This window comes from Bradyrhizobium sp. ORS 86, assembly GCF_045571475.1.
GTDB lineage: Bacteria > Pseudomonadota > Alphaproteobacteria > Rhizobiales > Xanthobacteraceae > Bradyrhizobium.
In genome coordinates this window covers 3,677,346-3,702,188 of sequence record NZ_CP120699.1, presented here as the reverse complement: position 1 = coordinate 3,702,188, position 24,843 = coordinate 3,677,346, and the positions used below count along the sequence as shown (strand labels likewise).

Genomic DNA, 24,843 nt, shown 5'->3' with positions numbered 1-24,843 from the left:
AGATCACGCTCACTCCGCCGCCGCCAGCATTCGGCCCGATGCCAGCCGTGAGCATTCCGCCATCACGGCAGAGGCCCGGGCGATCGGGTTGGTCAGATAGAAATCCTCGACGGCCGGCTTGAACGCCGCCTTGTCGACGCTGCCGCCCTTGCCCGCCAGCGCCTTGATGTCTTCAGCCTTGCCGGCCTCGATCTGGTCGAGCCGCATCAGGTGCGGATAGGCCTTGAACATCGCCTGGCGCAGCGCCTGCATGGAGTCGAACGGCAGCTTCTTGCCGACCTCGTCAGACAGCGCGCGGATGATCGCCCAGTCCTCGCGGGCCTCGCCCGGCGGGAACGCGGCACGGTTGGCCATCTGCACCCGGCCCTCGGTATTGACGTAGATGCCGGACTTCTCGGTATAGGCCGCCGCCGGCAGGATGACGTCGGCGCGATGCGCGCCGCGGTCGCCATGGGTGCCGATATAGACGACGAAAGTGCCGTCCGGCGCGCTGATCTCGTCGGCGCCGAGCAGGAACAGCACGTCGAGCGTGCCGAAGGTCGTCATCTGCGCCGCAGTCAAGCCGCCGGCCGCCGGCGAGAAGCCGATGTCGAGGGCGCCCGCCCGCGACGCCGTATCCTGCAACACCGCAAAACCGTTCCAGCCGTCCTTGAGCGCGCCGACGTCGACCGCGAGCTTGGCGGCCTGCGCCAGCACCGCCGCGCCGTCGTGCCGGGTATAGGCGCCGGCGCCGACCAGAATGATCGGGTTCTTGGCGTTCTTCAGCACGTCGGCAAAAGAGTGCTTGCCGGCCACGAGCTCGGCGAGCGTCTCGGGGCCCGCACCGAGATAGTCGAGGTCATAGGTGAAGTCAGCCTTGGCGCCGATCATGCCGACCTTGAGCCCGCCGGTCCGCCAGCGCTTGCGGATTCGCGCGTTCAGCACGGCGGCTTCCTTGCGCGGGTGCGAGCCGATGATCAGCAGCGCATCGGCCTGCTCGATTCCCGATATCGTCGGATTGAAGATATAGGAGGCGCGGCCGGCCTTGGCGTCGAATGCGTCGCCGCCCTGAACCGCCAGATTGACCGAGCCAAACTTCGCCAGCAGCTCCTTCAGCGCGTACATCTCCTCGACCGCGGCGAGATCGCCCGCGATGGCGCCGATCCGCTTGCCGTCGCTGCGCCCAGTCCTGGCCGCGATCGCCGCGAAGGCGTCCTGCCAGGTCGTCGGCCTGAGCTGGCCGTTTTCGCGCACATAGGGGCGATCGAGGCGCTGCGTGCGCAAACCGTCGACGATGTGGCGGGTCTTGTCGGAGATCCACTCCTCGTTCACCGCCTCGTTGATGCGGGGCAGGATGCGCATCACCTCGCGGCCGCGGGTATCGACGCGGATCGCCGAGCCGAGGCCGTCCATGACGTCGATCGACTGCGTCTTGCCGAGTTCCCAGGGCCGTGCCGCGAATGCATAGGGCTTCGAGGTCAGCGCACCCACCGGGCAGATGTCGACGAGATTGCCCTGCAGCTCGGAGCTCAGCGCGGACTCCAGATAAGTGGTGATCTCCATGTCCTCGCCGCGTCCGGTCGCACCCATCTCGGGGGCGCCGCAGATCTCAGCGGAGAAGCGGACGCAGCGCGTGCACTGGATGCAGCGGTTCATCGAGGTCTTGACCAGCGCGCCGAGATACTTGTCCTCGACCGCGCGCTTGTTCTCGGCGAAACGGCTGGTGTCGACGCCATAGCCCATCGCCTGGTCCTGCAGGTCGCACTCGCCGCCCTGGTCGCAGATCGGGCAATCCAGCGGATGGTTGATCAGCAGGAATTCCATCACGCCTTCGCGCGCCTTCTTCACCATCGGCGAACGGGTCGAGATTTCCGGCGGCTCGCCCTTCGGGCCCGGACGGCAGTCGCGCACGGCCCAGGCGCAGCTCGCGACCGGCTTCGGACCGCCCTTCACCTCGACGAGGCACATGCGGCAATTGCCGGCGATCGACAGCCGCTCGTGATAGCAGAAGCGCGGAATCTCGGCGCCGGCCGCCTCACACGCCTGCAACAGCGTGAAGTCCGGGGCGACATCGATCTCTTTGCCATCGATGATGATCTTGGTCATGTCTTCAAGTCTTTCCCAGCTTCGCCGCCATCACTCCGCCGCCACCTGCACGGGATCGCGGACGCCGGCATCGTCGAGATCGGCCCTGTGCGAATACTGGTCGATGCGCTCCTCGATCTCGTGACGGAAATGCGCGATCAGACCCTGGATCGGCCAGGCCGCGGCATCGCCGAGCGCGCAGATCGTGTGGCCCTCGACCTGCTTGGTCACCTCGAGCAGCATGTCGATCTCGCGCTTGTGGGCACGGCCTTCGGCCATGCGCGTCAGCACGCGCCACATCCAGCCGGTGCCCTCGCGGCACGGCGTGCACTGGCCGCAGCTCTCATGCTTGTAGAAATAGGAGATGCGGGCGATCGCCCGGATCAGGTCGGTCGACTTGTCCATCACGATCACGGCCGCCGTGCCGAGACCGGAGCGCAGCTTGCTCAGGGAATCGAAATCCATCGGCGTGTCGATGATCTGCTCGGCCGGCACCATGCGCACCGACGAACCGCCGGGGATGACCGCCTTCAAGTTACCCCAGCCGCCGCGAATGCCGCCGCAATGCTTCTCGATCAGCTCGCGGAACGGGATGCCCATCGCCTCTTCGACGTTGCAGGGCCGCTCGACATGGCCGGAGATGCAGAACAGCTTGGTGCCGACATTGTTGGGACGGCCGATGCTGGCGAACCAGGCCGCGCCCCGGCGCAGGATGTCGGGCGCGACGGCGATCGATTCGACATTGTTCACCGTGGTCGGGCAGCCGTAGAGGCCGACATTGGCCGGGAACGGCGGCTTCAGCCGCGGCTGCCCCTTCTTGCCCTCGAGGCTCTCGAGCAGCGCGGTCTCTTCGCCGCAGATATAGGCGCCGGCGCCGTGGGCGACGTAGAGGTCGAACGGCCAGCCGTTGACGTTGTCCTTGCCGATCAGCTTGGCGTCGTAGGCTTGGTCGATCGCGGCCTGTAGGCGCTCACGCTCGCGAATGAACTCGCCGCGGATATAGATGTAGCAGGCATGCGCGCCCATCGCGTAGCTCGCGAGCAGGCAGCCTTCGACCAGCAGATGCGGATCGTGCCGCATGATCTCGCGGTCCTTGCAGGTGCCCGGCTCGGACTCGTCGGCGTTGACGACGAGATAGCTCGGACGGCCGTCCTTGGATTCCTTCGGCATGAACGACCACTTCATGCCGGTCGGGAAGCCCGCGCCGCCACGGCCGCGCAGACCGGAGGCCTTCATCTCGTTGATGATCCAGTCGCGGCCCTTGTCGATGATCGCCTTGGTGCCGTCCCAGGCACCGCGACGGCGCGCGCCTTCCAGGCCCCAATCGTGGAGGCCGTAGAGGTTCTTGAAGATGCGGTCCTTGTCGTCGAGCATGCTCAAAACTTTCCGAACATCACCGATTGGCTTGGGTATAGGCGAGCCCCGCGGCGCAACCGCCGAACACAACGGCCCACAACAGACTGCTCTCCAGCGAGGCGTTCAGCCCGTAGCGCTGCAGCAGGAAGATGAAGCACGCAGCCACAGCCGTGTGCAGGGCGATGTAGCGCCAGCCCTTCATCGCACTGCCCCTCCCCGTCCCGATCGCCTGCACCTGGACGCCGCGCATCAGGTGGTTTCCTTCAGCGTGGTCGGACCGCCCGCCGGCGCCGAGAACTGACGATCGACCTGCGGACCGGGCTTCGGCGGATTGCCCGCGGCAAAGCCGTCGAGCACCCTGCCGAAGCTTTCCTTGGTCAGATCCTCATAGGTATCCTTCCAGATCAGCACCATCGGCGCGTTCACACAGGCGCCGAGGCACTCGACCTCCTCCCACGAGAAGTTGCCGTCCTTCGACAGATGGAACGGCTCGTGATTGATGCGATGCTTGCACACCTCGATCAGATCGCCGGCGCCGCGCAGCCGGCACGGCGTGGTGCCGCAGACCTGCACATGCGCCTTCTTGCCGACCGGCGAGAGCTGGAACATCGTGTAGAAGGTCGCGATCTCGAGCATGCGAATATGCGGCATCTCGAGCAGATCGGCGACGGCGCGGATCGCGGCTTCCGAGATCCAGCCGTCATGCTGCTCCTGCGCGCGCCAGAGGATGGCGATCGCGGCCGAGGCCTGACGCCCGGGCGGATACTTTGCAATCTCCTTCTTGGCCCAGGCCAGATTCTCGTCCGTGAACGTGAAGCTCGCGGGCTGCAATTCCTTCGGGGCAAGGCGGCGGACGGACATCGTTCAGTCTCTCATTGCACACGGCGTGCGGCTTTGGCGCTCAGCGCATCGATCCGGTCTTGCCAGAAGGCGCTCGCGGTGCCGAACACGTTGTAGCCGACATGGGTGGAAACCTTGATGCGATCGAGGATCGAAAGCTCGTTCACAGTCTCAAGGCGACGGGTGCTGCGGTCGAAGACGGTCAGCTTCAGGGGCGTCTGTTCGAGGATATAGCGGGACACGGTGTGCTTGCGGTCGCTGCCGTGCTCCTCGCAGAGCAGCACGCTGTCGGTTTCCATCAGGCGCTGTCCGCCCTTGATCGCATCGATCTCGACGCCCTCGACGTCGAGCTTGACCAGGTATTTGCCCTTGGGCGGGATCTTCTGGTCCTCGATCAGATCATCGAGCGCGATGACCGGCACTTCCTCGCCGTCGGCGCTGTCGCCGGCGATGCTGAACGCCTCGTGCTTGGTGCCCGACAGCCGCGCGGTGCCGCGACTGGCGCCGATCGCGCACTTCATGGTCTCGAAGCGACTGCCGTTGACGCGCGCATTGTTGGTGAGCTTCGAATAGTTCTGCTCTGACGGCTCGATCGCGATCGCCTTGTGGGCGCCGAACGGCCTGCTCGACGCCAGCACCGACCAGTAGCCATAATTGGCGCCGCAATCGACCAGCATATAGTCCACGTCGGCAGAGTCCTCGAATAGCAGTTCGAGCTCGTCCTCATAGGTGTAGTCGCGATTGAGCAGCTTGCTCCAGTAGCCGTCGCCATACGGAAACTCGAACACCGCATCCTCGTTGAGCTTCACCGCGATGTTACGCTCCGGCAGCGTCTTGCGCAGCAGGTTGGCGCACGCGATGAAGCCCATGTGCGAGAAATGCGAGGAGATCTTCGCGCCCGTCACCAGCGCCAGCGCAGCCGTGCGCTCCCAGGCGTTGGCCCCTTCCAGGGCGCCCGAGGCACGGTCAAACTGGATAGGCGGCTGCGCCATCACCGATCGACCTCTCCGAACACGATATCGAGCGAGCCGAGGATCGCCGAGACGTCGGCGAGCAGATGGCCCTTGCAGACGTGATCCATCGCCTGCAGATGGGCGAAGCCCGGCGCGCGGATCTTGCACTTGTAGGGCTTGTTGGTGCCATCAGCGACCAGATAGACGCCGAACTCGCCCTTCGGCGCCTCGACCGCGGCATACACTTCGCCGGGCGGCACGTGCACGCCCTCGGTGTAGAGCTTGAAGTGATGGATCAGCGCTTCCATCGAACGCTTCATCTCGCCGCGGCGCGGCGGCGCGATCTTGTTGTCCGCGACCACGACCGGCCCCTGCCCGTCGGGTGCTCTGAGCTTCTGTATGCACTGCTTCATGATGCGCACCGACTGCCGCATCTCTTCCATGCGGATCAGGTAGCGGTCGTAGCAGTCGCCGTTCTTGCCGATCGGGACGTCGAATTCCATCTCGGCATAGCACTCATAGGGCTGCGCCTTGCGCAGGTCCCAGGCGGCACCCGAGCCGCGCACCATGACGCCGGAGAAGCCCCACTCCCAGGCTTGCTTCAGCGACACCACGCCGATGTCGACGTTGCGCTGCTTGAAGATGCGGTTGCCGGTAAGCAGCGTATCGAGGTCATCGACCACCTTGAGGAACGGATCGCACCACGCCTCGATGTCGTCGATCAGCTTCGGCGGCAGGTCCTGGTGCACACCGCCGACGCGGAAGAAAGCCGCGTGCATGCGCGAGCCGGAGGCACGCTCATAGAACACCATCAGCTTCTCGCGCTCTTCGAAGCCCCAGAGCGGCGGGGTCAGCGCGCCGACGTCCATCGCCTGCGTGGTGACGTTGAGCAGATGCGAGAGGATGCGCCCGATCTCGCAATAGAGCACGCGGATGAGCTGGCCGCGGCGCGGCACCGTGATGCCGAGCAGCTTCTCCGCCGCCAGGCAGAACGCATGCTCCTGGTTCATCGGCGCGACGTAGTCGAGCCGGTCGAAATAGGGAATCGCCTGCAGATAGGTCTTGTGCTCGATCAGCTTCTCGGTACCGCGGTGAAGCAGCCCGATATGCGGATCGACGCGCTCGACGACTTCGCCGTCGAGCTCCAGCACGAGACGCAACACGCCGTGCGCCGCAGGATGCTGCGGGCCGAAATTGATGGTGAAGTTGCGGAGGTTTTGCGGTTGCTCGTTCATGATTTGGGCTCGGCCTTCGCCTTTTCATCACCCGGCAGCGGATAGTCCGCGCCTTCCCACGGCGAGAGGAAATCGAACTTGCGGAATTCCTGGTTGAGCCGGACCGGCTCGTACAGCACCCGCTTCTCCTGGTCGTCGTAGCGGACCTCGACGAAGCCGGTGAGCGGGAAATCCTTGCGCAGCGGATGACCGTCGAAGCCGTAATCGGTCAGCAGCCGGCGCATGTCCGGATGGCCGGTGAAGATCACGCCGTAGAGATCGTAGGCCTCGCGCTCGAACCAGTCGGCGCCCGGAAACACGCCGATGATCGACGGCACTTGCGTCGTCTCGTCGGCCTGGCCGCGCAGCCGGATGCGGGTGTTCAGTGTCGGCGACAGCAGATGATAAACGACGTCGAAGCGCTTTTCGCGGCCGGGATAGTCGACCGCGGTCACGTCGGTAATGTTGACGAAGCGGCAGTTGGGATCGTCGCGCAAAAAGGTCACGACCTCCACAATCTTGCCCACCTCGACGTCGACAGTGAGTTGGTTGAACGCGACCGAGTGCGCCGTGGCGGCGCCCGGAAGCGCGCTCACGATCGTCTGCCCAAGGGCGTCGAGCTTGCCGTCGTCCATGACGTTAAACCTTAGCGTTCGATAGTGCCGATGCGGCGGATCTTCTTCTGCAGCAGCAGCACGCCGTAAAGCAGCGCTTCCGCGGTGGGCGGACAGCCCGGCACGTAGATGTCGATCGGCACGACGCGATCGCAGCCACGGACGACCGAATAGGAATAATGGTAGTAGCCGCCGCCGTTGGCGCAGGAGCCCATCGAGATGACGTAGCGCGGCTCCGGCATCTGGTCGTAGACCTTGCGCAGCGCCGGCGCCATCTTGTTGGTCAATGTACCCGCGACGATCATCACGTCGGACTGCCGCGGCGAAGCGCGCGGCGCAAAGCCGAAGCGCTCGACATCGTAGCGCGGCATCGACACCTGCATCATCTCGACCGCGCAGCAGGCGAGACCGAAGGTCATCCACATCAGCGAGCCGGTCCGCGCCCAGGTGATCAGGTCGTCGGCCGCGGCAACGAAGAAGCCCTTGTCGGACAGCTCATGATTGACGTCGAGGAAAAACGGATCGTTGGCACCGACCGGCTTGCCGGTCGACGGATCAAGAATGCCCTTCGGAGCCGGCGCGATCGCCGGCTGTAGCGCGGTGGGGCTCAATCCCATTCGAGCGCACCTTTCTTCCATTCATATGCAAATCCGACCGTCAGTACGGCCAGGAACACCATCATTGACCAGAAGCCGGTGGCGCCCAGCTTTCCGAACGCCACGGCCCAGGGGAACAGGAACGCCACTTCGAGGTCGAATATGATGAAGAGGATCGCCACCAGATAGAACCGGACGTCGAATTTCATGCGGGCGTCGTCAAAAGCGTTGAATCCGCATTCATAGGCGGACAGCTTCTCCGGATCGGGCGATTGGAACGCGACCAGGAACGGCGCGATCAGGAGCGCCAAGCCGATCAGGCTCGCTACCCCAATAAAGACCACAAGTGGGAGATAATTCTGCAGGATGCCGGTCATCGGCGAGGCCTTCTTGCTGCGGTTTCCGATAAGCCGCAGATTCGTTGATTGGAATTGTTCTGGAGGCTTTAGCGCAGCGCAACAGGGGGCGCAAGACAAGCAATCTTGACGCTTTTACCGCCCTCCCCGCGCGGGCGCCCGGCCTTATTCGGCGTACGCTCGCTTCGCCGGGCAACGCCGCCGCGGCGCTCTTGTGCCCTGCATTGTTCCCATATCAGCCCAGCTCTTTCTCGGCAGCGAGCATCTCGGCGGCGGTGGCGGTCAGCCGGTCGATGTGATCGAGCAGACGCTCAAGATCCTCGGGGCTGAGCTGTTCCAGCAGGCGGCGGTTACGCTCCTGCGCACCGGCGACGATGGCGTCATGCGCGACGAGGCCGGCCCTGGTCAGCGACACCAGCGTCTCGCGGTTGTCCCGCGGGTTGACCGCCTTGGCTACCAGCTTGCGCGCGACCAGCTCGGCGAGCGCCCGGCTGATCTGGCCCTTGTCCATGCCGACGGCCTCGGCGAGCCGGACGACGCTCATCGGCGGCCGCCGGCCGAGCGAGGCCACCAGGCCGAACTCGACCGAGGACAGCCCGGCGAGCCGCTTGTAGCGCAGCATGGCACCGCGCTTGAGCAGGTTCGCCAGCACCATCAGCCGCGACGACATCATGGCGGTGATCGGCGCCAGCTCGGCCTCCACCGCAATCCCCGGCGCTGCCGCCCGTTCGTTCTTGAGCTTCTCGGTCATCGGCCAACCTCTGCCAACAAAGGCACGCGCTGCCAAGCTATCGGAGATCGTTGACATTGTCATCGATATATCGTTGACTTTGTCAACGCAAGACGACCAAGGGCGCCAAGCCCGCGCAGGAGGAAACACCATGACCATCACCCAGCGGGACCGCGAGCTCGGCACGGCCTATGCCCTGAAGCCGTCCGCCACCCGGATCGAGCTCACCTCGGTCGTGCGCGGCACGCCGATGGGCGAGCTGTTGCGCCGCTACTGGCACCCGATCGGTCTGGTGCACGACGCCACCGATATCCCCAGAAAAGTGCGCGCGCTCGGCGAGGACCTGATCCTGTTTCGCGACAAGCATGGCCGGGTCGGCCTGCTGCATGCCCGCTGCTGCCATCGCGGCACCACGCTCTATTACGGCAAGGTCGAGGAGGACGGCATCCGCTGCTGCTATCACGGCTGGAAATTCGACACCGAAGGCCATTGCCTCGAGCAGCCCTGCGAGCCCGACGGCGGCCGGTTCAAGGACAAGGTGCGCCAGCCCTGGTATCCGGTGCGGGAGCGCTACGGCCTGATCTTCGCCTACATGGGTCCGTCAGACAAAATGCCGGTGCTGCCGCGCTACGAATGTCTCGAGACCATGGACGAGGGTGAGTTCGTCGAGGCCGACGATTCCTCGATCGGTGGCGGCGGGCCCGCCGTGATCCCCTGCAACTGGCTGCAGCATTTCGAGAACGTGGTCGATCCCTACCACGTGCCGGTGCTGCACGGCTCGTTCAGCGGACCGCAGTTCACCACCATAATGGCCTCGATGCCGGAGGTGAAGTTCGAGATGTCTCCGCGCGGCGTCGCGGTGCGCTCGATCCGCAGGCAGGACGACGGCAAGGTGTTCTATCGGGTCACCGAGGCAGCGCTCCCCACCCTGCGCGTGGTGCCCAATCCGCGTGTCGCCCAGTTCGCCCGCGTGGAATCGATCGGCTGGACCTTGCCGATCGACGACACCTCGTTCCGCATCTACGTCGCCGGCCGGGTCAAGAACGCCGGCGACATCGGCCGCATGCGCTCGAAGTTCAACGGTAAGTTCTGGTGGGACATGACGGAAGCCGAACACCAGCAATTCCCCGGTGATTACGAGGCGCAGGTCGGTCAAGGCCTGGTGACCATCCATTCCGAGGAGCATTTCGGCCAGACCGATCGCGGCATCCTGATGATCCGCCGGATGCTCTCTGACCAGCTCGAGGCGGTGGCCGCCGGCCGCGACCCGATCGGGGTGTCGTTCGATGCCGACGCCAGGCCGGTGGAGTTCGAAGCGGGGAACTACATCCGCGAGGCGTGAAGCCCGCCCAAGTCGACAAAACGATAAGACACATCGGGGGAAGCCATGGTTGAACTCGCTCCGCGCGCAGCCGTGCAATCGCAGGACGGCACAAGGCCTGCCGCCCGGCGCTATTACGTGCTCGGGCTGCTGACAATCATCTACGCCCTCAATTTCCTCGATCGCACGATCTTCAACGTCCTGATCGAGCCGATCAAGAAGGAGTTCACACTCAGCGACACCACGATGGGCCTGCTCGCGGGCTTCGGCTTCGTGCTGTTCTATTCGCTGCTCGGAATTCCGATCGCGCGGATGGCGGACCGGTTGAACCGCCGCAACATCGTCGCGGTGGCCTTCGCGTTCTGGAGCGCGATGACCTATCTCTGCGGTATGGCCTCCAGCGTCACCACGCTGGCGCTGGCGCGGATCGGCGTCGGCATCGGCGAGTCGGCGGGAACGCCGGCGTCGCAGTCGATGATCGCCGATCTCTTTGACAAGAATGAACGCCCGCGCGCGCTCGGCATCTATGCGATCGGCACCTATCTCGGCGTCTTCCTCGGTTATTTCATCGGCGGTTATGTCAATCAGCACTACGGCTGGCGCACCGCGTTCTTTTCCGCGGGCCTGCCCGGCATCGCGCTTGCCGTGGTGCTGTGGCTCACCATCTCCGAGCCGAAACGCGGCGCGATGGCCGAGACCTTCAAGACCGAGCCGATCGGGCCGACGCTGCGCTTCCTCGCCGCCCAGCCAAGCTTCGTGATCGTGCTGATCGGCTTCTGCCTGACGACCTATACGAACTACGCCACCGCGGTGTGGATCCCGCCGTTCCTCGCGCGGATCCATCACCTCTCCAGCACCGAGATCGGCACCTATGCCGGCACCTTCAAAGGCCTTGCCGGGATGGCCGGTACGCTGATCGGCGGCATCGTGGTCGCGCGGATCAGCCGCCGCGACGACCGTTGGAAATTGTGGGCGCCCGCGATCATGTCCGGCCTCGCCGGCCCGGTGTTCGCGGTCTGTATGCTGACGCCGAGCTTCCCGCTGATGGTCGCAACCCTGGCGCTGACCTCGTTCCTGGTCGGCTTCCATCTCGGCCCGATCTTCGCGATCGCCCAGACGGTCGCGAAGCCCAGCATGCGCGCGCTGGCCTCGGCGATCGTGCTCCTCACCGCCACATGTTTCGGCCAGGGCGTAGGCCCGCTCGCCGTCGGCATGATCAACGACGCGCTGAAGGGCAGCTACGGCGTCGACGCGGTGCGCTACTCGCTGCTGTCGGCGGCCGTCACAACCACGCTCGGCGCCCTGCTGTTCGTGTGGGCCGCGCGCTGGATCCGATCCGATATCAAGCGGGCGGCCTGACGGCCTCAATCTGCCATGAAAGCGAGCAGGTCGGACACGAGGCGCGCGCCATGCGTCAGCGGGAGCGCGTGCGGGGCGCCGTCATAGACGTTGAGCCTGCTGCCTTTGATCAGCTTGGCCGTCTTGGCACCGGTCAATTCGAGCGGTGCGCTGGCATCCTTGTTGCCCTGCACGATCAGTGTCGGGCGATCGATCCCGGCCGCGGCCGCGCGCAGATCGGCGAAGGCGATCGTCTTCCGGCAGCCCAGCACCACCGGCAGCGGCACGTTCAGCATCATCTCCCTGATCCAGGCCCGCGTAACCTCCGGCGTATCCGGCATGAAGAACGGCGCCTCGTTGGCGGCGAGCCAGCCCGGATAGTCCTGCGCGATCTCAGCGAGTTGCGCGTCGATTGCCGCCCTGGGTACAGCGTCGGGGTTGTCTTCGGTCTGCATGAGAAAGGGCGTCGTGGGTGCCACCAGCACCAGCCGCGCGATCCGAGCCGAGCCATACCTGGCGAGATAATTGACCGCCTCGATCGACCCCATCGAATAGGCAACCAGCGTGACGTCATTCAAGTCGCACTGTTCGATCACGGCGGCGACGTCATCGGTCAGCGTGTCGAGGTCGTATCCCATCGCCGGCATGTCGGAGCGGCCATGTCCTCGCCGGTCGGGCGCGACACAGCGATAGCCCCTGGCATTGAGCGCCACGATATGGTGGCCCCAGATAGTGGAATTGAAGGTCCAGGCGGCAAGCAAGAGCACCGGCCGGCCTGAGCCCCAATCCTGCACGAACAATGAGGTGCCGTCCTTTGCCGTCACCTGCGACGAACGTAACTCGGCGGCTTGTGGAGAGCCCGCAAGCACCGAGCCGGGCAATGTTGCTTCCAGGACAGTTCGACGGTTCATCTCGCATCTCCCTTGCAGATCGCGTGGCAGCGTTGTCGCCACCAACAGACCAATCATCGCAAGGGAACATCGTGGGTACGATTACGCGTCAGGTAAATCGCGCGCACGATCCGTGACGCATGCGAGGTGATGCCGTCAGGTCAGCTTGCCGGTGTATTTCTCCAGCATGGCCCAGGCGTCGGTGCCATAGGTTTTCTGCCATTGCGTGTAGAAGCCGGCCTTCACCAGCGCGGCCCTGAACTGCACGTGATCGAGCTTGTTGAACGTCATGCCTTTCTCGGTCAACTCGGCCTGTAAGGAGCGATCCATCTCGACGAGGTCGGCTCGCTCCTTCACGGCCGCCGCGTCGAAGGCGGCATTGATGATCTCGAGCAAACCGGGCGGCAGGCTCGCCATCGCGCGGCGATTGCCGAGCACCCAGTAGCCGCTCCAGCAATGGTTCGAGAGCGCGCAGTATTTCTGCACCTCGTAGAGCTTGCCGGTCGACACCTGTGCCAGCGGGTTCTCCTGCCCCTCGACGATGTGGGTTTGCAGCGCCGAATAGAGCTCACTGTAGCTGATGCTCGACGGCAGCGCGCCGAGGCCGGAGAACAGCGAGGTCAATAGCGCGGTCACGGGTACGCGGATCTTGAAGCCCTTGAGATCGTCGACGCTGCTGAGCTGCCTCGACGACGACGAGGTGATCTGGCGGAAGCCGTTGTCCCAGACCTTCTTCATCGGCACCACGCCGGTCTTGGTGATTGCGTCGCGCACGAGATCGCCAACCCCACCATCCATCGCGGCCCAGACCTGGTCATAGGACTGGAACGCAAAGCCGACACTCGGCAGGCCGGACATCGGCACCAGCGTTGACAGCGTCATGCTCGGCGCGGCCAATAGCTCGATACCGCCGGCCCGGACCTGCGACAGCATTTCGGGGTCGCCGCCGAGCTGGCTGTTGGCGAACACCGTGATGTTGACCCGGCCGGACGACTGCGCGCCGACCGCCTTCGCGGCTTCGGTCAGGCGGATCGTGAGCGGATGAGTTTCCGGAGTGTTGACGCCGAGCTTGAAGTCGAACTCAGTGGCGGCAAGAGCGGGTTTACCGAGCATTGCGGCGGCGATTGCCGCGGAACCGGCTCCCAACAGACCCCTGCGGGTCATGTTCGTTGTTTTCATTATTGTTTTTCTCCCAAGCGCCTCTCAGCGCCTCGCGCAGTTTCGGCCCTCCGGCAACGTCATGCAAGCCGCGGCGAAACCAATCCACCGGCGCGACGAAACCATTTCGGGAGAGCCACGAAACGATCCGGAAACAGATGGCGCTTACGACTATCGCCAACAGACGGCGCATAGACGCCTGGAGGCGACCATGAACCACTCGATCCATTCAGCGGACCGTTCGACCCACCTCAAGATCGTGGTGGTCGCCCTCGTGGCCGGCATCGCGGTCGCGGCTTTCGGTATCTCGGCCCGCAACAACCCGGACTTCAGTCAGACGGCCCAGACCACGCAGGTGATCAAGGCGGGCAAGCCGGTCGCGATAACGTCGTCCGGGACCTCGACCGTGCGTTGACGTCTTCGAGCTTCCTCCAGACAAAAACGGCCGCCTGCGGGCGGCCTTTTTGTTGCGTGGTCCCTTGCCCGCGCGCACCATTAACGGCGATCTAACGCAGACATTCGATTGCGATCCACTCCGCGATCACGGTCTTAAAAGTTGCCGGTTAAGGTCGGCCTCAATAGAGGCGCAGGCCACCAATGAATTTGCAGCAGCAGATCGCGACGACCGGTTTCAAGATCATCTGTACCGATTGCGGCGGCCTGTCGATCAAGCCGACCGACCCGGTGCACGCGTCTGACGACACGCTGATCGAATGTCGTCAGTGCAGTGCAGTCCGCGGCACTGTGGCCGACCTGCATGTGCTGGCACGGCGCGGTCGCGACCTGTTCGAATTCTAAGACCAGGCAGTGAGCCGATGCTGTCAGACGCGAACACGGCCCCGCCCAGCGACGTCCCGATCGACACGATCTGGTCCATCCTCGAGGCCGCCAACGAATTGGGTGACACCCATACGGTCGACGCGTGCCGCCGCGTCATCGACGCCAACTTGCGCGGCGGCGCGGCTGGCCCATCCGACCTCAAGGCGGTTGCTGCGTTCTTCGCGTGAGCGCATGCGCCCCGCCAATCTCCCACGCTCTGCATTCGACTGTCACGTTCGGACAGCCGAATCATCGGATCGCCAACGCGACGGGCGTCGTCGCACAGATCGAGGCACGCCATTTGATTTGAGCCCCCGGACAAATACGGAGACGCCAGCGAGAAAATCCCACCGCAGCGAACGAAAACTGTGATCTCGCTGGCTCAATGCTCAGAAACACAGAAACAAAAGCTTGATCTAGCTTAACTTGCTCCGGGCGTGGTTGCTGGCTAACTCTCGATTGTTCTGTGGGGCTGGACGAGTCGATGAAGCTGACGCGCGATGACCTCCTTGTCGGGGTCACGATCTCCGGATTTTTCCTCATCAGCATCGTCTCGATGATGGCCTGCGGGCACGCCTTTCCGGCGATGCATGTCTGGCGGTCAGACGGCGCCACCGCTCAGGCCGTGCTCGGCACCGCCGTGATGCTCGTCTTTGTCCCGGCGTTCGTCGCTGCGCGGTTCTGCTTCGGCTATGTCGTAGCCTTTTTCCTGCTCTCCGCAGTGTTCGGCTTCATCTGGCTGAGCTTCTTCACCGAATTCGACTATGCCCACGCCGTTGCGCGTTGGTCCATGATCGCCGCGCTGGCCGCAGCGATGCTGCCCCTGATGTTCGTGGATGTTCAGCTCTGGCGGCCCAAATTGTCGGAAGCGACGATGAACCGCATCGTCGTCATTCTGTTTGCAGCGTCTTTGGCCGCGCTGGTGGCCGACGTCTCCTATGGCGTCAGTCTCGGCGATCCGTATGGGCCGGCCCGCAGCGCCATCACGCGACCGGCGCTGTTGAACTATCTTATCGGGATCATCATCGGAGCCGTTCTGCCGTATCTGTTCGTGCATTACGCGACGCGCAGCCGATGGATTGCGGCGGTCGGCGCGCTGGCGTTTGCGCTTTGCTTCTATCCGGTCGTCAACAACAAGACCGTTGTTCTGTTGCCGATCTGGCTGCCGTTTCTGTTCTGGCTGTTCGGCCACGTCAGCCCGCGACTGGCCACCGTGCTTGCGCTTCTCATCCCGATGATTGTCGGTCTTGCGGCCTTCCTGTTTCTTGCCGCGGACAAGAACTACCTTGTATTCAGCATCATCAACCTGCGCTTCGTCGCGATCCCTTCGCTGGCACTTGATCACTACGCCGGCTTCTTCGCTCACCGCGAGCTGACCCACTTCTGCCAGATATCCATCCTGCGGCACCTGGCGGGCTGCGCCTATGGCGAGCTCGGACCTGAGCTTGCAGCCGTCTATCGGGATGGCAACTTCAACGCTTCGTTCCTCGCCACCGAAGGTATCGCATCGGTCGGTCTGGTGCTGGCTCCAGTCTCGGCCTTCATCTGTGGCCTGATCCTCTCGATCGGATCGGCGGCCTCGCGGCACCTGTCGCCGCGCTTCATCGCCGTTTCATCCGGCCTCGCGGTTCAGACGATCATGAACGTGCCGATGACAACCGGGCTGCTGTCGAACGGAATTGCCTTGCTGTTCCTGCTCTGGTGGCTGACGCCGGAATGGCAGCCGGCGCTCGCCCGCACCCCCGAGCCGGCGGTTGAGCCGGTCGACGTCGCCATTGCCACGGCCTCCTGAGGCTCGCCGGCCCAAGGCCGGGCCGCTCGATCAGGCCGTTCCGATGGATATCAAGCTGGCGAAGGAACCGAGGCAGCCCACCCCCGCAATCAGCCTCGCGCGAAAAAGCGATGCCGAGGGGATTGATCTGCTAACTCATTGAAAAAACTGGCGCGAGAGACGGGACTCGAACCCGCGGCCTCCGCCGTGACAGGGCGAAATTCCATCAGCGGAATCAATCGCCCATGACAGAATCAGCCCAGCGTATGGCCTCCGGAAACGCCGCAAGTGTCATGCAGGACAGGAACGATAATCGCCATCCCGCCGATCGTCTCGCCGAGGTCCGCGCACAGATGATCCTTTAAGCCTAAAGGAACCTAAGCGGCGCGAGTAGCGCCGCATCGAATCGTAATTACATGATGAATTGAAATTCGAGCTGGCGCAGAACCGGGGACGGGGAACGCGCAGACTCAGCAGGCGACCGCGACGCAATCCGGGGACGGGCAAACGCAGAGGTCGCAATCCGCAGAGATCAGACGTGCAAAGGCCCCACCGTTGGATAGACGGCAGGGCCAAAACACCGAGAGTGATCTCGAAATAGAGGACAGACACCACTCTGTCGCTCGCCACCATCGTCACAGTGTTAGGAGCACCGTGAACATGTCCACATGTAATCAGACGTCCCCCGAGAAGCAAGCACCCAGCAAGTCAGATGGCGACAAATTCACTCGCGACCAGTTTGTCTGGTTGCGCCAAGTCGCTTTCGACAACGCACTGCCACCCACCGCATCGCGTGTCGCGACGGCGCTGACGAAATACTTCAATCGAGAGCATGACGGCTGGGCCTGGATGTCGCAGGCTACGCTCGCGCTCGATCTCGGCATGCCGCTGCGCACGGTGCAATTCGCGTTTGCTGCGCTGATCAGGGGTGGTCACCTGATCACCAAGCGGCGGGGCCGGACCGAAACCAGCCTCTACCACCTTGCTCTGAAAGATCAGAGTGACACGCAACCTATTGCGGATCATGAACCGCAATCCATTGCGGATCAGGTGGGAGTGAACCGCAAGATTCGACAGAGTGATACGCAAAAAACTGCACGAGTGATACGCAATCCATTGCGGACAAACCCTCTTAAAGAACACTCTGAAGAATCCGTAGAAGAGAATCAGACTCTCCCCCTCGATCTTGGCGAAGAAGAACCAACGGCGCGTCAGAGTCTGACTCTCGACGTTGAGGGCGCCTTTGAGTCATTCTGGAACCAGTATCCCCGCAAGGTCGACAAGGCCGCCGCGAAGAAGGCTTACCAGCGCGTCATCGCCAAGAAGCAGGCGACGCCGGATGAGCTGTTGACCGGCGCCATGCGCTACGCCGCCGAGCGCTGCGGGCAAGATTCCAAATACACGAAACATCCCACAACCTGGCTCAATGCCGGCAGTTGGGCGAATGAAGCGCCAGCACCCCCCATCGCCGCCAGCCTCGTGATCGACCAGGATGGCGCCGTGATCTCGACGCCGCCACCGACTGGCGCACCGGCGGCAAATCCTCACGAGGCCCGACTGGATGCCCGGCTTGCTGCCCTCGCAGCCAAAGGGGATCTATCATCATGAGCAACATTCGCCCCACCACCGGACAGATCGCCGCTCTCAACAGCGTCGACAAGCTCCAGGTAGTGTTCTCGCCGGCCCGGCCGACGCTGGAGACGATCAAAGCCATGTGGCCATGGCTGGAATGGTGCGGTCGTCACCACAACCGCATTGGCGGCATGACAATCGAATTGCCCGAGACGCGACGGGAGTCTTGCGCTAGGAACCGTGACATCGCGCGGCACTACTTCGACACGATCCCGGATTTTCCAATACTAGATCAGGCTCGATCACTATTCGATGTTGCCGAACATGTTCCGGCTGATGACGCGTGGTTGCCCATGGCGTTTGATGCCATGCTCATGGCCTTGCCGAACGCCGCCAAGAGCGTTTCCGCGCATACGGTTTCGGCATACGTCGACTTGATCCTGAACGATCCAGAGGTCTGGCAGGGCTACAAGCCCGGTTTCTCCTACGCCGTCATGGTCCGTGCCATCCGCCAGAGCATGCGCGAGAACAAGTTTGTGCCGTCACCGGCCGAGATGGTGGAGTTGCTGCAGAAGCAGCGGCGCCAGTTCCTCACGTGGCAGCACGACGTCCTATGGCTGCACAACGCCCGCGACCGCGCCGAGGATATCTTGCTGAACCTCGGCGAGATCAAGTTTGAAGGGTCCGGAGACGACGAGGTGCCGTTCTAGGGCCACCCATAAACGAAACCGCAACCCTCTAGGCGTCCGATCGCTCAAATCCCTCATTCCAACTGAAGCTTGAAAATGGACACAGCGCAATTGAGGAACGATCGCAGGCGGTACCTGCGGCTACGCGAAGAAGCCGCGCAGATCGCCGCGGCATACCCTGAGACCGATCTGGGAAGGGACATGGCTGAGCAGTGCCGCATTGTGGACGGCGCCATTGCCGATGTTGATGCGGCGCTGAGAATCAGACAGTGTGCTTAGCTCACGAAAGAGGAGGTCCCGATGACCAAACTTTTGAGTGACCCGGAAAGCGCCTAAGCAGGCGTTTGCCTCTCCCCCGGTCGTTGTGGCGACGAAAAGGGAAACAAGGTTCTCGCTTCTGAATAGCGAGGCTCGCGGCGTAAACCTGGATGGCGTGTTCGCCACACGCGTCTGAAGGGGTCAAGCCGTCAAGAAAGATGCTCCCGTAACAGCCCCCCTCGACGCTAGAGGGATACGGCTCCGGGGGCATTTTTATTGGCACCACACTCATCCCGTCGTGCGATTATTTTTCGATGGTCGTCGTGGTCGTCGACTGCGCGCCGTCCGGCCATTGCCTCAGCAGATCGTCGAAAATGTCGATACGCTCGCACACGACGATCAGCTCTGACTCTGTAGCGCATCGTGTTTCACCCTATCCTTTTGAGCGGCAGCGTCACGGCCAACCCTTGCAGCATCGTTAATGCCTTGGCCATTCCGAAAGTCAGCACTATTGAAAGATTTCAATTGACCTTGAACCATCGAGAGTTTTACATTCCGTAAGTCTTCATTTCAAAAGTCGGGTGATTGCTATGGCCAAGTTCGGATATGCCCGGGTCAGCACCGGCAAGCAGGACTACCAGACGCAGGTCGACACGCTGAAGGCGGCCGGCTGCGAGCGTGTCTACAGCGAGAAGGCGTCGGGCAAGTCGACCGATGGCCGACCTGAGTTTAAGCGCCTCATGAAGGCCTTGAGGCCCGGTGACGTTGTCGTCGTGACGCGGCTCGACCGTCTCGCCCGTTCCACTCGCGACTTGCTGAACATCGTGCACGAGTTGAAGGAGGCCGAATGCGGCTTCACCAGCTTGGCTGAGGCATGGGCCGACACCACGACGCCAGCGGGCAAGTTGCTTGTGACCATTCTAGGCGGTATCGCCGACTTTGAGCGCGACTTGATCCTTGCTCGCACCGAGGAAGGCATCGCCAAGGCCCGCAGGCAAGGCAAGGTGTTCGGTCGGCCCTCTCGACTCGACGTCGGCCAGCGCCGCAAGATCGCTGAGCGCTACGCCGCGGGTGCGACGATGGCCGAGCTGGCCGCGGAATACGAGGTTGGCGAGGCCACCATCCATCGCGCGCTGAAGGCCGCCTGATCCCTCACCGATTTCGATCCACTACGGGGCCGCGCCACAAGCGCGGCCCTTTGCATGTCGGCTGCCAATCGATCGCCGCACGCACCCGTTAAGCAACGGATGTTGCGGGAGCGCGACAACAGCCAAAAACAGGGGGACATTATTAAACTATTGGGTTTCCTGCCTGTTGATAAGGCAGAGGCTGCACACGCCGTGCATTGCCGAACCGAGTCGGTCGAGTGTTTGATGGACCTGCGGTTGTCGGTGGTGATTCGTTCCGGCTGGCTTCCGTGAGAGTGGAGGAGCCAGCTACCCGCTGGGGTAAATCTGGCCCCTCCCTCGCCCTAGCTAATCACCGAGCGCTTTCAGCGAAGGTGATTCACTGCGCAACTATGCGTATACGCCGCGCGTACAATCAAGCCCACCAAGGGCACAGTTTGCCGGCAAAGCACGTACACAAGCCGTTTGTCACAAGAAAGCTAGACCACTGAAGGCCCTGCGGACTGAACAGGCTTGGGGCGCGGGATCTCACCCGTCCCGTCGCAGCGCGGGCACGGGCGATAACGCGGCAACGGTTTGCCGATCATCACCGGCCGCATCGTCACGTGCTGGCGGGTGCCGCGGCAGTCAGGGCATTCCATCTTGTCGTCGGTCATAGCTGACTCCTCGATTCAGGCCGGGATGGCCTGCGCGCGAGTCTGGCCGTTCGGCGACTTCCAGCAACGCACCATCAAGGGCGCCAACACCACGCCAGCCCGCGCGCCGGCCACCGCGATCTCGCGCATGATCGCTGCCTGACCCGCGGGCAGAGTTGCAAAATGTCCTTCGCCGGCTACCATGCTGGCGGCATGGGGATGATCCAGCGGCGACAGGAATTAATCGGCTGCCACGACTGCGGGGAGGCGGTGTCCTTCTCCGCGGTAGCCTGCCCTCATTGTGGTTCGAGGGAGCCATCGGGACCATACGTCCAAAGCCCCAAGGAGCAGCGCCGTCACCGGATCGAGGAGCGGAACGATCAGACTCTAATGGCGATGCTAGTTCTGTGCATCGGGATTGGATTCTTCTTCGGCTCAGTGACCGGCGGCGCGTGGCCCGCCTTCGGGTATGGCCTGGTCGGTGCTTTAATCGGGGTGCCCGCCGGTTTCATCATCAACGTAAGTCGGCGTTTGTTCCGGTAGCGCCTCATGACTGACGCCCGCATTTCCGTCTATGAGCGCCGTCGTCGCGCGCCGCTGCACTTCGAGGCGAGGGCCTCGAATGCTCTACATTGTGCCTGTGTGCTTGTAGATGCTGGGCCATCGGCGACCTACGAGGGATTTGCGCGGGAAGCATCGATCGCACTGGAATTGATCGTGAAAGCGGTCATCGCACAGCGACTCGAGGTCGGGGAAGTTCTCGGCATCACCAAAGTGCCGGCTAGCCACAATGTCCCTCAGCTTTGGAACCACGCGAAGCTGCCAACGCTTCCGTCGGATGATTACGGTCGGCTTGTCAGGGCGCGCGTGAACCTCATGTGGGCCGGGAGATATCCGGCACCCAATCGAGACGAAGATGGCGAGCGTGATGAGGCCGAACTATGGGAGCACGCCTATGAGCGACTCCCCAACTTCTCGCTCTTTCGCAAGCCATACTCGTTTGGCCTCGACGACGTGAACCGGATCTATTCGATCGCCAACGATTGCTTCTGGGATCTGCGACACACGTATGGTGTATGAGACATGCTCGAAATCGTACGCTGCGATCACTGCGAGGAAGAATTAGCACCGGAAGAGGTGGTCGTTCTTGCACCACCGGCCGGCGATGGCGAACTGATCTGCGCGCGCTGCATCGAGATCATACTCCGCCGTGCCGCGGCGGATCTCCCACGAGCGAATTAGGCTCGATCTCGACAGGGCCGCGCATCGCGGGGCCCTGTCTATTCGTGATCGCCGATGTGACGTTTCACGGCATCTTTGTCCAGATAGATAACGATCGCGACAAGCAGCACCGAGGCCAGTGCGCTGAGCATGATTGTGACGTCGAGCATTGACGGACCCTTTAGGGGGAACCAGCCTTGCCGCGATACTGACGGCGTCATCCGTGGTCGGTTAGGTGCCGATAGTCATGTTCGGCGCGAGGGCTGTCGCTAGCCCCCCGGACGCCGACCCCCTGCCTCGTCGTACCTTGCTGAGCGGCCTTCACCAGAGGATCGTTTTCGCGGATGCGGGGTTTCATTGACGCACCTGCGGAGGCGACTATGTCCGACACTGTGCACCAAAACCAGACACACATCGTCCTCAAGGTCGGCGCGCGGTACATCGTCTATCGGTGCGGTGCCGTCGACCGACCGGTCAGCGTGCATACCGACGCAACGAGTGCAATCGAGGACGCCGACAGGCGTCACGAAGAAACAGAACAGCGCCGACGCAGGCGCCGCTGATCACCACGCCAGCCCGATCGCCGGCCTCCTAAGGGTTGATTCGCGACGTGCTATAATCCGTCGAGTCTTGCTTGATTCACCGTTTGAACGCCCTTGCTGCAAATGGGCTTCGCAGCCGGTAGCGAAGCTTTGCCGCACGATCAGTGGCGCTTAGTCCCTCTCACTGAGAAACAGACGAATGCGACTTCCGAACGAGGTGCCCGGCGCCGCGGTCGAGCTGCCGGCCGTCCCGATCCGGCCGCCGGTGTGCAGCGGCGCCCATCGTCACGCCGCCCGCCAGCGGGACCGGCTTGATGTCACCGCCCTGACCGAGGCGACAGTCAGGAACTGCGGCCCGATACTTCATGTCGATCCGAAGCTCGCGCCAGATCACTCGATTGACCCATCGTTCAGTCAGCGGGCGCATGCCAAAGCCGTAAAGAAGAGAAACGGGCGGCTCAAGGTTGCCATCCGCAGGGCCGTTGCCATCAACGGCGGAAACCGAGGCGCGAAAGAAGCCACCCAACACTTGGGCCGGATGCTGAAGAAGCCGCACAAGGCGACTCCTTCGGCCCTCAAGATTGCGGCCGAGGTGCTGCGCCGCGCGCTCCGGGATCACGTCGACCGCACCTTGGTCGATCGCCTCGAACACGCGATCGCCCGCGTTGAGTTGCGTCAGGATGCGGCACGCCTGCACCTGTCGCCGGACACCATGGCGGAGGTCCGGATGGCGGCCGCCGACGTGATCGGTGCGCTGTTCCCGACCGCGACCTAAGATCGACCCCTGGGGCCATTTGAGATTGAAACACGGAGGCCCGACCCATGTCGACCGACGATCCCACCGTCATGTCCGGAGAACAGCGCAAAGCAGCCGGCCGAGCGCGCGGTGTCCGGCGCATGCGGGAGATCGCGGCCGAGGATCAGGCGAAGCGGGAGAAGCTGACGGCCGAGCTACTGGCCGATCTCGGCCGCGTACCGAGCGCGCTGGACCGCGTGAACGTTGCGAGTCTTGCGGCTGCGCATGTTCGCGCCGAGCGCCTCCGCACGCGCGGCCGCTCCGATCTCGAAGAGCGGCGACAGATCACGCAATTGATGCGCGCGACCGGCCTGCGGCCGCAGCCGGTGACGGCGCCGCAGGTCGACCCCGTCAAGGAGCTTGACGACTACTTCAGCGGTGCTGAGTCATGACGCCGCGGAAGCAACCCAACATCGCCGACGCAATGGCCGATAGCGCCTTGCTTGGCCCGTTCTACGCCGGGACGAGCTGGGACGGCTGGCGCGCGATCGTGCGCGGCGCCTTCGCGTTGCCGATGACGGATGCCGAGAAGGCCTTCTTCCGCGAGGTGACCGATCGCGAGCCGCCGACCAAACGCGTCCGTGAGCTGGATGTCATCTCGGCGAGGCGAACGGGCAAGGATTCGATCGCCGCCGGCATTGCCTCCTATGTCGCCGCCACGTTCCGGCCGGATCACCGTATTCGTGCAGGCGAACGCCCGCTGGTTATGTTGGTCGGCGCTGACAAGGCACAGGCCAAGGCGACCTTGAGCTACATCAAGGGTATCTTCACCAGCGTTGGCCGCTTCAAAAATCTAGTGACGCGCGAGACCAGCGACACACTGGAACTTGCCAACGGCATCGACATTCTGGTCGTCGCCGCTGACTACAGGCTGGCGCGCGGCCGTACCGTGTTACTCGCGATCTTGACCGAGACCGCATTTTGGCAGGGCGAGAACAGCACGTCATCGGATCTGGAGGTCTATCGCGCAATTGTTCCGGCGATGGCGTCTCTTGGCGATGACGCAATGCTTCTTATGATCAGCAGTGCCTATCGCAAATCGGGTCTACTCTACAACAAATGGGCCAAGCACTACGGCAAGGCCGACTCGAACGTCCTGGTGGTCCGCGCCCGCGTCGACCAACTGAATCCGTTGATCTCGAAAGAGATCGTTGACGAGGCCCTTGCCGACGATGCCGAGGCCGCGCGCGCGGAATGGCTCAGTGAGTGGCGTAGCGATCTCGCCGACTATATCGATCGCGCTGAGATCGAGGCTTGTTGCGCTGGCTACACCTCGCGGCCACCCCAACCGAGCGTGACTTATTCGGCCTGGCTCGACGCCTCGTCCGGCTCCGGTGCCGACAGCATGTGTTGCGCCATTGGCCATTGCGAGGGTGATCTCGCTGTTATCGACGTGATCGTTGAGTTCAAGCCCCCGTTCCAGCCGCCATGGGCTTGTCAGCAAATCGCCGAGGCATTGCGTAGCTACGGCATTACTCGCGTGACATCCGATAAATGGGGGTTGGGTTTCGTTGAGGCTGAGTTTCAGCGGCATGGCATCACGTTGGAATACGCGACCAAGGTCCGCTCCGATATCTACCGGGAAGCCCTGCCCGTCCTGCGTTCGCGTCGCGCCGTGCTGCCATCCAATGATCGCATGATCAATCAATTCTGCGGTTTGGAACGTCGCGTCCGTGCCGGTGGTGCCGAGACGATCGACCATCCGGCTCGATGCCATGATGACGTCTGTCTGGTTGTTGCTGGTTGTCTTGTCGCGCTGGCTCGGCCAGTCGCCGGCATCGAGGGCTGGCTCGGCTTCATGAAGAACCAATGCAGTAAAGCCGGCATCGGTCCCGATCGCCGCCACGACACTGATTACGACTCCCTCCGCACACCTCGACACCCCGGCGAGCCAGATTTCGGCTGGTCTTTTTTTCCAACTGGAAGGCTGTCACGATGACGACGAACCTCTTTGAATCCGAGAAGCAGCGCGCCGCGCGTATC

Annotated in this window: 29 protein-coding genes; 16 read left to right on the top strand and 13 right to left on the bottom strand. The window is 63.1% G+C overall.

The annotated features are described in order from the left end of the window. Positions 1-9 precede the first annotated feature (9 nt). The 10 genes from nuoG to P6U25_RS17015 all read right to left on the bottom strand — a co-directional run bounded on the left by nuoG (position 10) and on the right by P6U25_RS17015 (position 8,744). Entirely contained in the window at positions 10-2,085 is a 2,076-nt protein-coding gene (gene nuoG, locus P6U25_RS17060; RefSeq protein ID WP_407152277.1) for an NADH-quinone oxidoreductase subunit NuoG, read from the bottom strand. 30 nt (positions 2,086-2,115) lie between these two features. Next, positions 2,116-3,438: an NADH-quinone oxidoreductase subunit NuoF gene (nuoF, locus tag P6U25_RS17055; RefSeq protein ID WP_407152276.1), complete on the bottom strand. Its 1,323-nt coding sequence runs from the start codon at positions 3,436-3,438 to the stop codon at positions 2,116-2,118. Positions 3,439-3,457: 19 nt separating this feature from the next. Beyond that, positions 3,458-3,670: a hypothetical protein gene (locus tag P6U25_RS17050; protein ID WP_407152275.1), complete on the bottom strand. Its 213-nt coding sequence runs from the start codon at positions 3,668-3,670 to the stop codon at positions 3,458-3,460. Then, positions 3,670-4,281 carry an NADH-quinone oxidoreductase subunit NuoE gene (gene nuoE, locus P6U25_RS17045; protein ID WP_407152274.1) on the bottom strand — a complete coding sequence of 204 codons (612 nt, stop codon included), beginning with the start codon at positions 4,279-4,281 and terminating at the stop codon, positions 3,670-3,672. The genes P6U25_RS17050 and nuoE overlap by 1 nt, the downstream gene beginning before the upstream one ends. 11 nt (positions 4,282-4,292) lie before the next feature. Then, positions 4,293-5,252: an FkbM family methyltransferase gene (locus tag P6U25_RS17040; protein ID WP_407152272.1), complete on the bottom strand. Its 960-nt coding sequence runs from the start codon at positions 5,250-5,252 to the stop codon at positions 4,293-4,295. Then, positions 5,252-6,448 (bottom strand): NADH-quinone oxidoreductase subunit D, encoded by a 1,197-nt coding sequence (locus tag P6U25_RS17035; RefSeq protein WP_407152271.1) that lies wholly within the window; start codon positions 6,446-6,448, stop codon positions 5,252-5,254. The genes P6U25_RS17040 and P6U25_RS17035 overlap by 1 nt, the downstream gene beginning before the upstream one ends. Further along, a complete protein-coding gene (locus P6U25_RS17030; RefSeq protein WP_407152270.1) occupies positions 6,445-7,062 on the bottom strand; it encodes an NADH-quinone oxidoreductase subunit C in 618 nt (205 codons plus the stop codon). Before P6U25_RS17030 ends, P6U25_RS17035 begins: the two co-directional genes overlap by 4 nt. An 11-nt stretch (positions 7,063-7,073) precedes the next feature. Continuing rightward, positions 7,074-7,658, bottom strand: a complete 585-nt coding sequence (locus P6U25_RS17025) for a NuoB/complex I 20 kDa subunit family protein (RefSeq protein ID WP_407152269.1) — start codon at positions 7,656-7,658, stop codon at positions 7,074-7,076. After that, complete coding sequence (locus P6U25_RS17020; protein ID WP_018271860.1) at positions 7,649-8,014, bottom strand: NADH-quinone oxidoreductase subunit A; 366 nt, start codon at positions 8,012-8,014, stop codon at positions 7,649-7,651. Before P6U25_RS17020 ends, P6U25_RS17025 begins: the two co-directional genes overlap by 10 nt. Positions 8,015-8,228: 214 nt before the next feature. Beyond that, on the bottom strand, positions 8,229-8,744 hold the full coding sequence (locus tag P6U25_RS17015; RefSeq protein WP_407152267.1) for a MarR family winged helix-turn-helix transcriptional regulator: 516 nt from the start codon (positions 8,742-8,744) through the stop codon (positions 8,229-8,231). Positions 8,745-8,874: 130 nt separating this feature from the next. On the opposite strand from P6U25_RS17015, the gene P6U25_RS17010 reads away from it, so the two are divergent. Further along, positions 8,875-10,065, top strand: coding sequence for a Rieske 2Fe-2S domain-containing protein (locus tag P6U25_RS17010; RefSeq protein ID WP_407152266.1), 1,191 nt, complete (start codon positions 8,875-8,877; stop codon positions 10,063-10,065). A gap of 45 nt (positions 10,066-10,110) precedes the next feature. Beyond that, positions 10,111-11,403, top strand: coding sequence for a spinster family MFS transporter (locus tag P6U25_RS17005; protein WP_407152265.1), 1,293 nt, complete (start codon positions 10,111-10,113; stop codon positions 11,401-11,403). Between the two features lie 5 nt (positions 11,404-11,408). Here the strand turns inward: P6U25_RS17005 and P6U25_RS17000 are convergent, their stop codons facing one another. Together P6U25_RS17000 and P6U25_RS16995 are read right to left on the bottom strand one after the other, a co-directional pair. Next, on the bottom strand, positions 11,409-12,293 hold the full coding sequence (locus tag P6U25_RS17000) for an alpha/beta fold hydrolase (protein ID WP_407152264.1): 885 nt from the start codon (positions 12,291-12,293) through the stop codon (positions 11,409-11,411). A 135-nt stretch (positions 12,294-12,428) separates the two neighbouring features. Continuing rightward, positions 12,429-13,385, bottom strand: a complete 957-nt coding sequence (locus P6U25_RS16995; protein WP_407152543.1) for a TRAP transporter substrate-binding protein — start codon at positions 13,383-13,385, stop codon at positions 12,429-12,431. A gap of 256 nt (positions 13,386-13,641) precedes the next feature. Between P6U25_RS16995 and P6U25_RS16990 the strand changes: the two genes are divergently transcribed. The 9 genes from P6U25_RS16990 (at position 13,642) to P6U25_RS16950 (ending at position 19,960) form a co-directional block, all read left to right on the top strand. Continuing rightward, positions 13,642-13,845, top strand: coding sequence for a hypothetical protein (locus P6U25_RS16990; protein WP_407152542.1), 204 nt, complete (start codon positions 13,642-13,644; stop codon positions 13,843-13,845). A gap of 182 nt (positions 13,846-14,027) precedes the next feature. After that, positions 14,028-14,228, top strand: coding sequence for a hypothetical protein (locus tag P6U25_RS16985; RefSeq protein WP_407152263.1), 201 nt, complete (start codon positions 14,028-14,030; stop codon positions 14,226-14,228). Between the two features lie 17 nt (positions 14,229-14,245). Then, positions 14,246-14,437, top strand: coding sequence for a hypothetical protein (locus tag P6U25_RS16980; RefSeq protein ID WP_407152262.1), 192 nt, complete (start codon positions 14,246-14,248; stop codon positions 14,435-14,437). 296 nt (positions 14,438-14,733) lie between these two features. Beyond that, the gene (locus tag P6U25_RS16975) at positions 14,734-16,041 is read left to right on the top strand and encodes a hypothetical protein (RefSeq protein ID WP_407152261.1); all 1,308 of its coding nucleotides are present in this window, start codon (positions 14,734-14,736) and stop codon (positions 16,039-16,041) included. 633 nt (positions 16,042-16,674) lie between these two features. Beyond that, on the top strand, positions 16,675-17,628 hold the full coding sequence (locus P6U25_RS16970) for a hypothetical protein (protein ID WP_407152260.1): 954 nt from the start codon (positions 16,675-16,677) through the stop codon (positions 17,626-17,628). Continuing rightward, complete coding sequence (locus P6U25_RS16965; protein WP_407152259.1) at positions 17,625-18,302, top strand: hypothetical protein; 678 nt, start codon at positions 17,625-17,627, stop codon at positions 18,300-18,302. Before P6U25_RS16970 ends, P6U25_RS16965 begins: the two co-directional genes overlap by 4 nt. Positions 18,303-18,377: 75 nt before the next feature. Beyond that, positions 18,378-18,560 (top strand): hypothetical protein, encoded by a 183-nt coding sequence (locus P6U25_RS16960; protein WP_407152258.1) that lies wholly within the window; start codon positions 18,378-18,380, stop codon positions 18,558-18,560. Positions 18,561-19,129: 569 nt separating this feature from the next. Further along, positions 19,130-19,687: a recombinase family protein gene (locus tag P6U25_RS16955; protein ID WP_407152257.1), complete on the top strand. Its 558-nt coding sequence runs from the start codon at positions 19,130-19,132 to the stop codon at positions 19,685-19,687. A 54-nt stretch (positions 19,688-19,741) separates the two neighbouring features. Continuing rightward, positions 19,742-19,960, top strand: a complete 219-nt coding sequence (locus tag P6U25_RS16950) for a hypothetical protein (RefSeq protein WP_407152256.1) — start codon at positions 19,742-19,744, stop codon at positions 19,958-19,960. A gap of 185 nt (positions 19,961-20,145) precedes the next feature. On the opposite strand, the gene P6U25_RS16945 is transcribed toward P6U25_RS16950, so the two are convergent. Beyond that, entirely contained in the window at positions 20,146-20,322 is a 177-nt protein-coding gene (locus P6U25_RS16945; protein WP_407152255.1) for a hypothetical protein, read from the bottom strand. Positions 20,323-20,850: 528 nt separating this feature from the next. On the opposite strand from P6U25_RS16945, the gene P6U25_RS16940 reads away from it, so the two are divergent. The 5 genes from P6U25_RS16940 to P6U25_RS16920 all read left to right on the top strand — a co-directional run bounded on the left by P6U25_RS16940 (position 20,851) and on the right by P6U25_RS16920 (position 24,799). After that, positions 20,851-21,381: a hypothetical protein gene (locus tag P6U25_RS16940; protein WP_407152254.1), complete on the top strand. Its 531-nt coding sequence runs from the start codon at positions 20,851-20,853 to the stop codon at positions 21,379-21,381. A gap of 521 nt (positions 21,382-21,902) precedes the next feature. Further along, positions 21,903-22,085 (top strand): hypothetical protein, encoded by a 183-nt coding sequence (locus P6U25_RS16935; RefSeq protein ID WP_407152253.1) that lies wholly within the window; start codon positions 21,903-21,905, stop codon positions 22,083-22,085. A gap of 178 nt (positions 22,086-22,263) precedes the next feature. Further along, positions 22,264-22,839: a hypothetical protein gene (locus P6U25_RS16930; protein WP_407152252.1), complete on the top strand. Its 576-nt coding sequence runs from the start codon at positions 22,264-22,266 to the stop codon at positions 22,837-22,839. A 47-nt stretch (positions 22,840-22,886) separates the two neighbouring features. Further along, positions 22,887-23,252 carry a hypothetical protein gene (locus tag P6U25_RS16925; RefSeq protein WP_407152251.1) on the top strand — a complete coding sequence of 122 codons (366 nt, stop codon included), beginning with the start codon at positions 22,887-22,889 and terminating at the stop codon, positions 23,250-23,252. After that, positions 23,249-24,799 carry a hypothetical protein gene (locus P6U25_RS16920; RefSeq protein WP_407152250.1) on the top strand — a complete coding sequence of 517 codons (1,551 nt, stop codon included), beginning with the start codon at positions 23,249-23,251 and terminating at the stop codon, positions 24,797-24,799. Before P6U25_RS16925 ends, P6U25_RS16920 begins: the two co-directional genes overlap by 4 nt. The last annotated feature ends 44 nt before the right edge of the window (positions 24,800-24,843 follow it).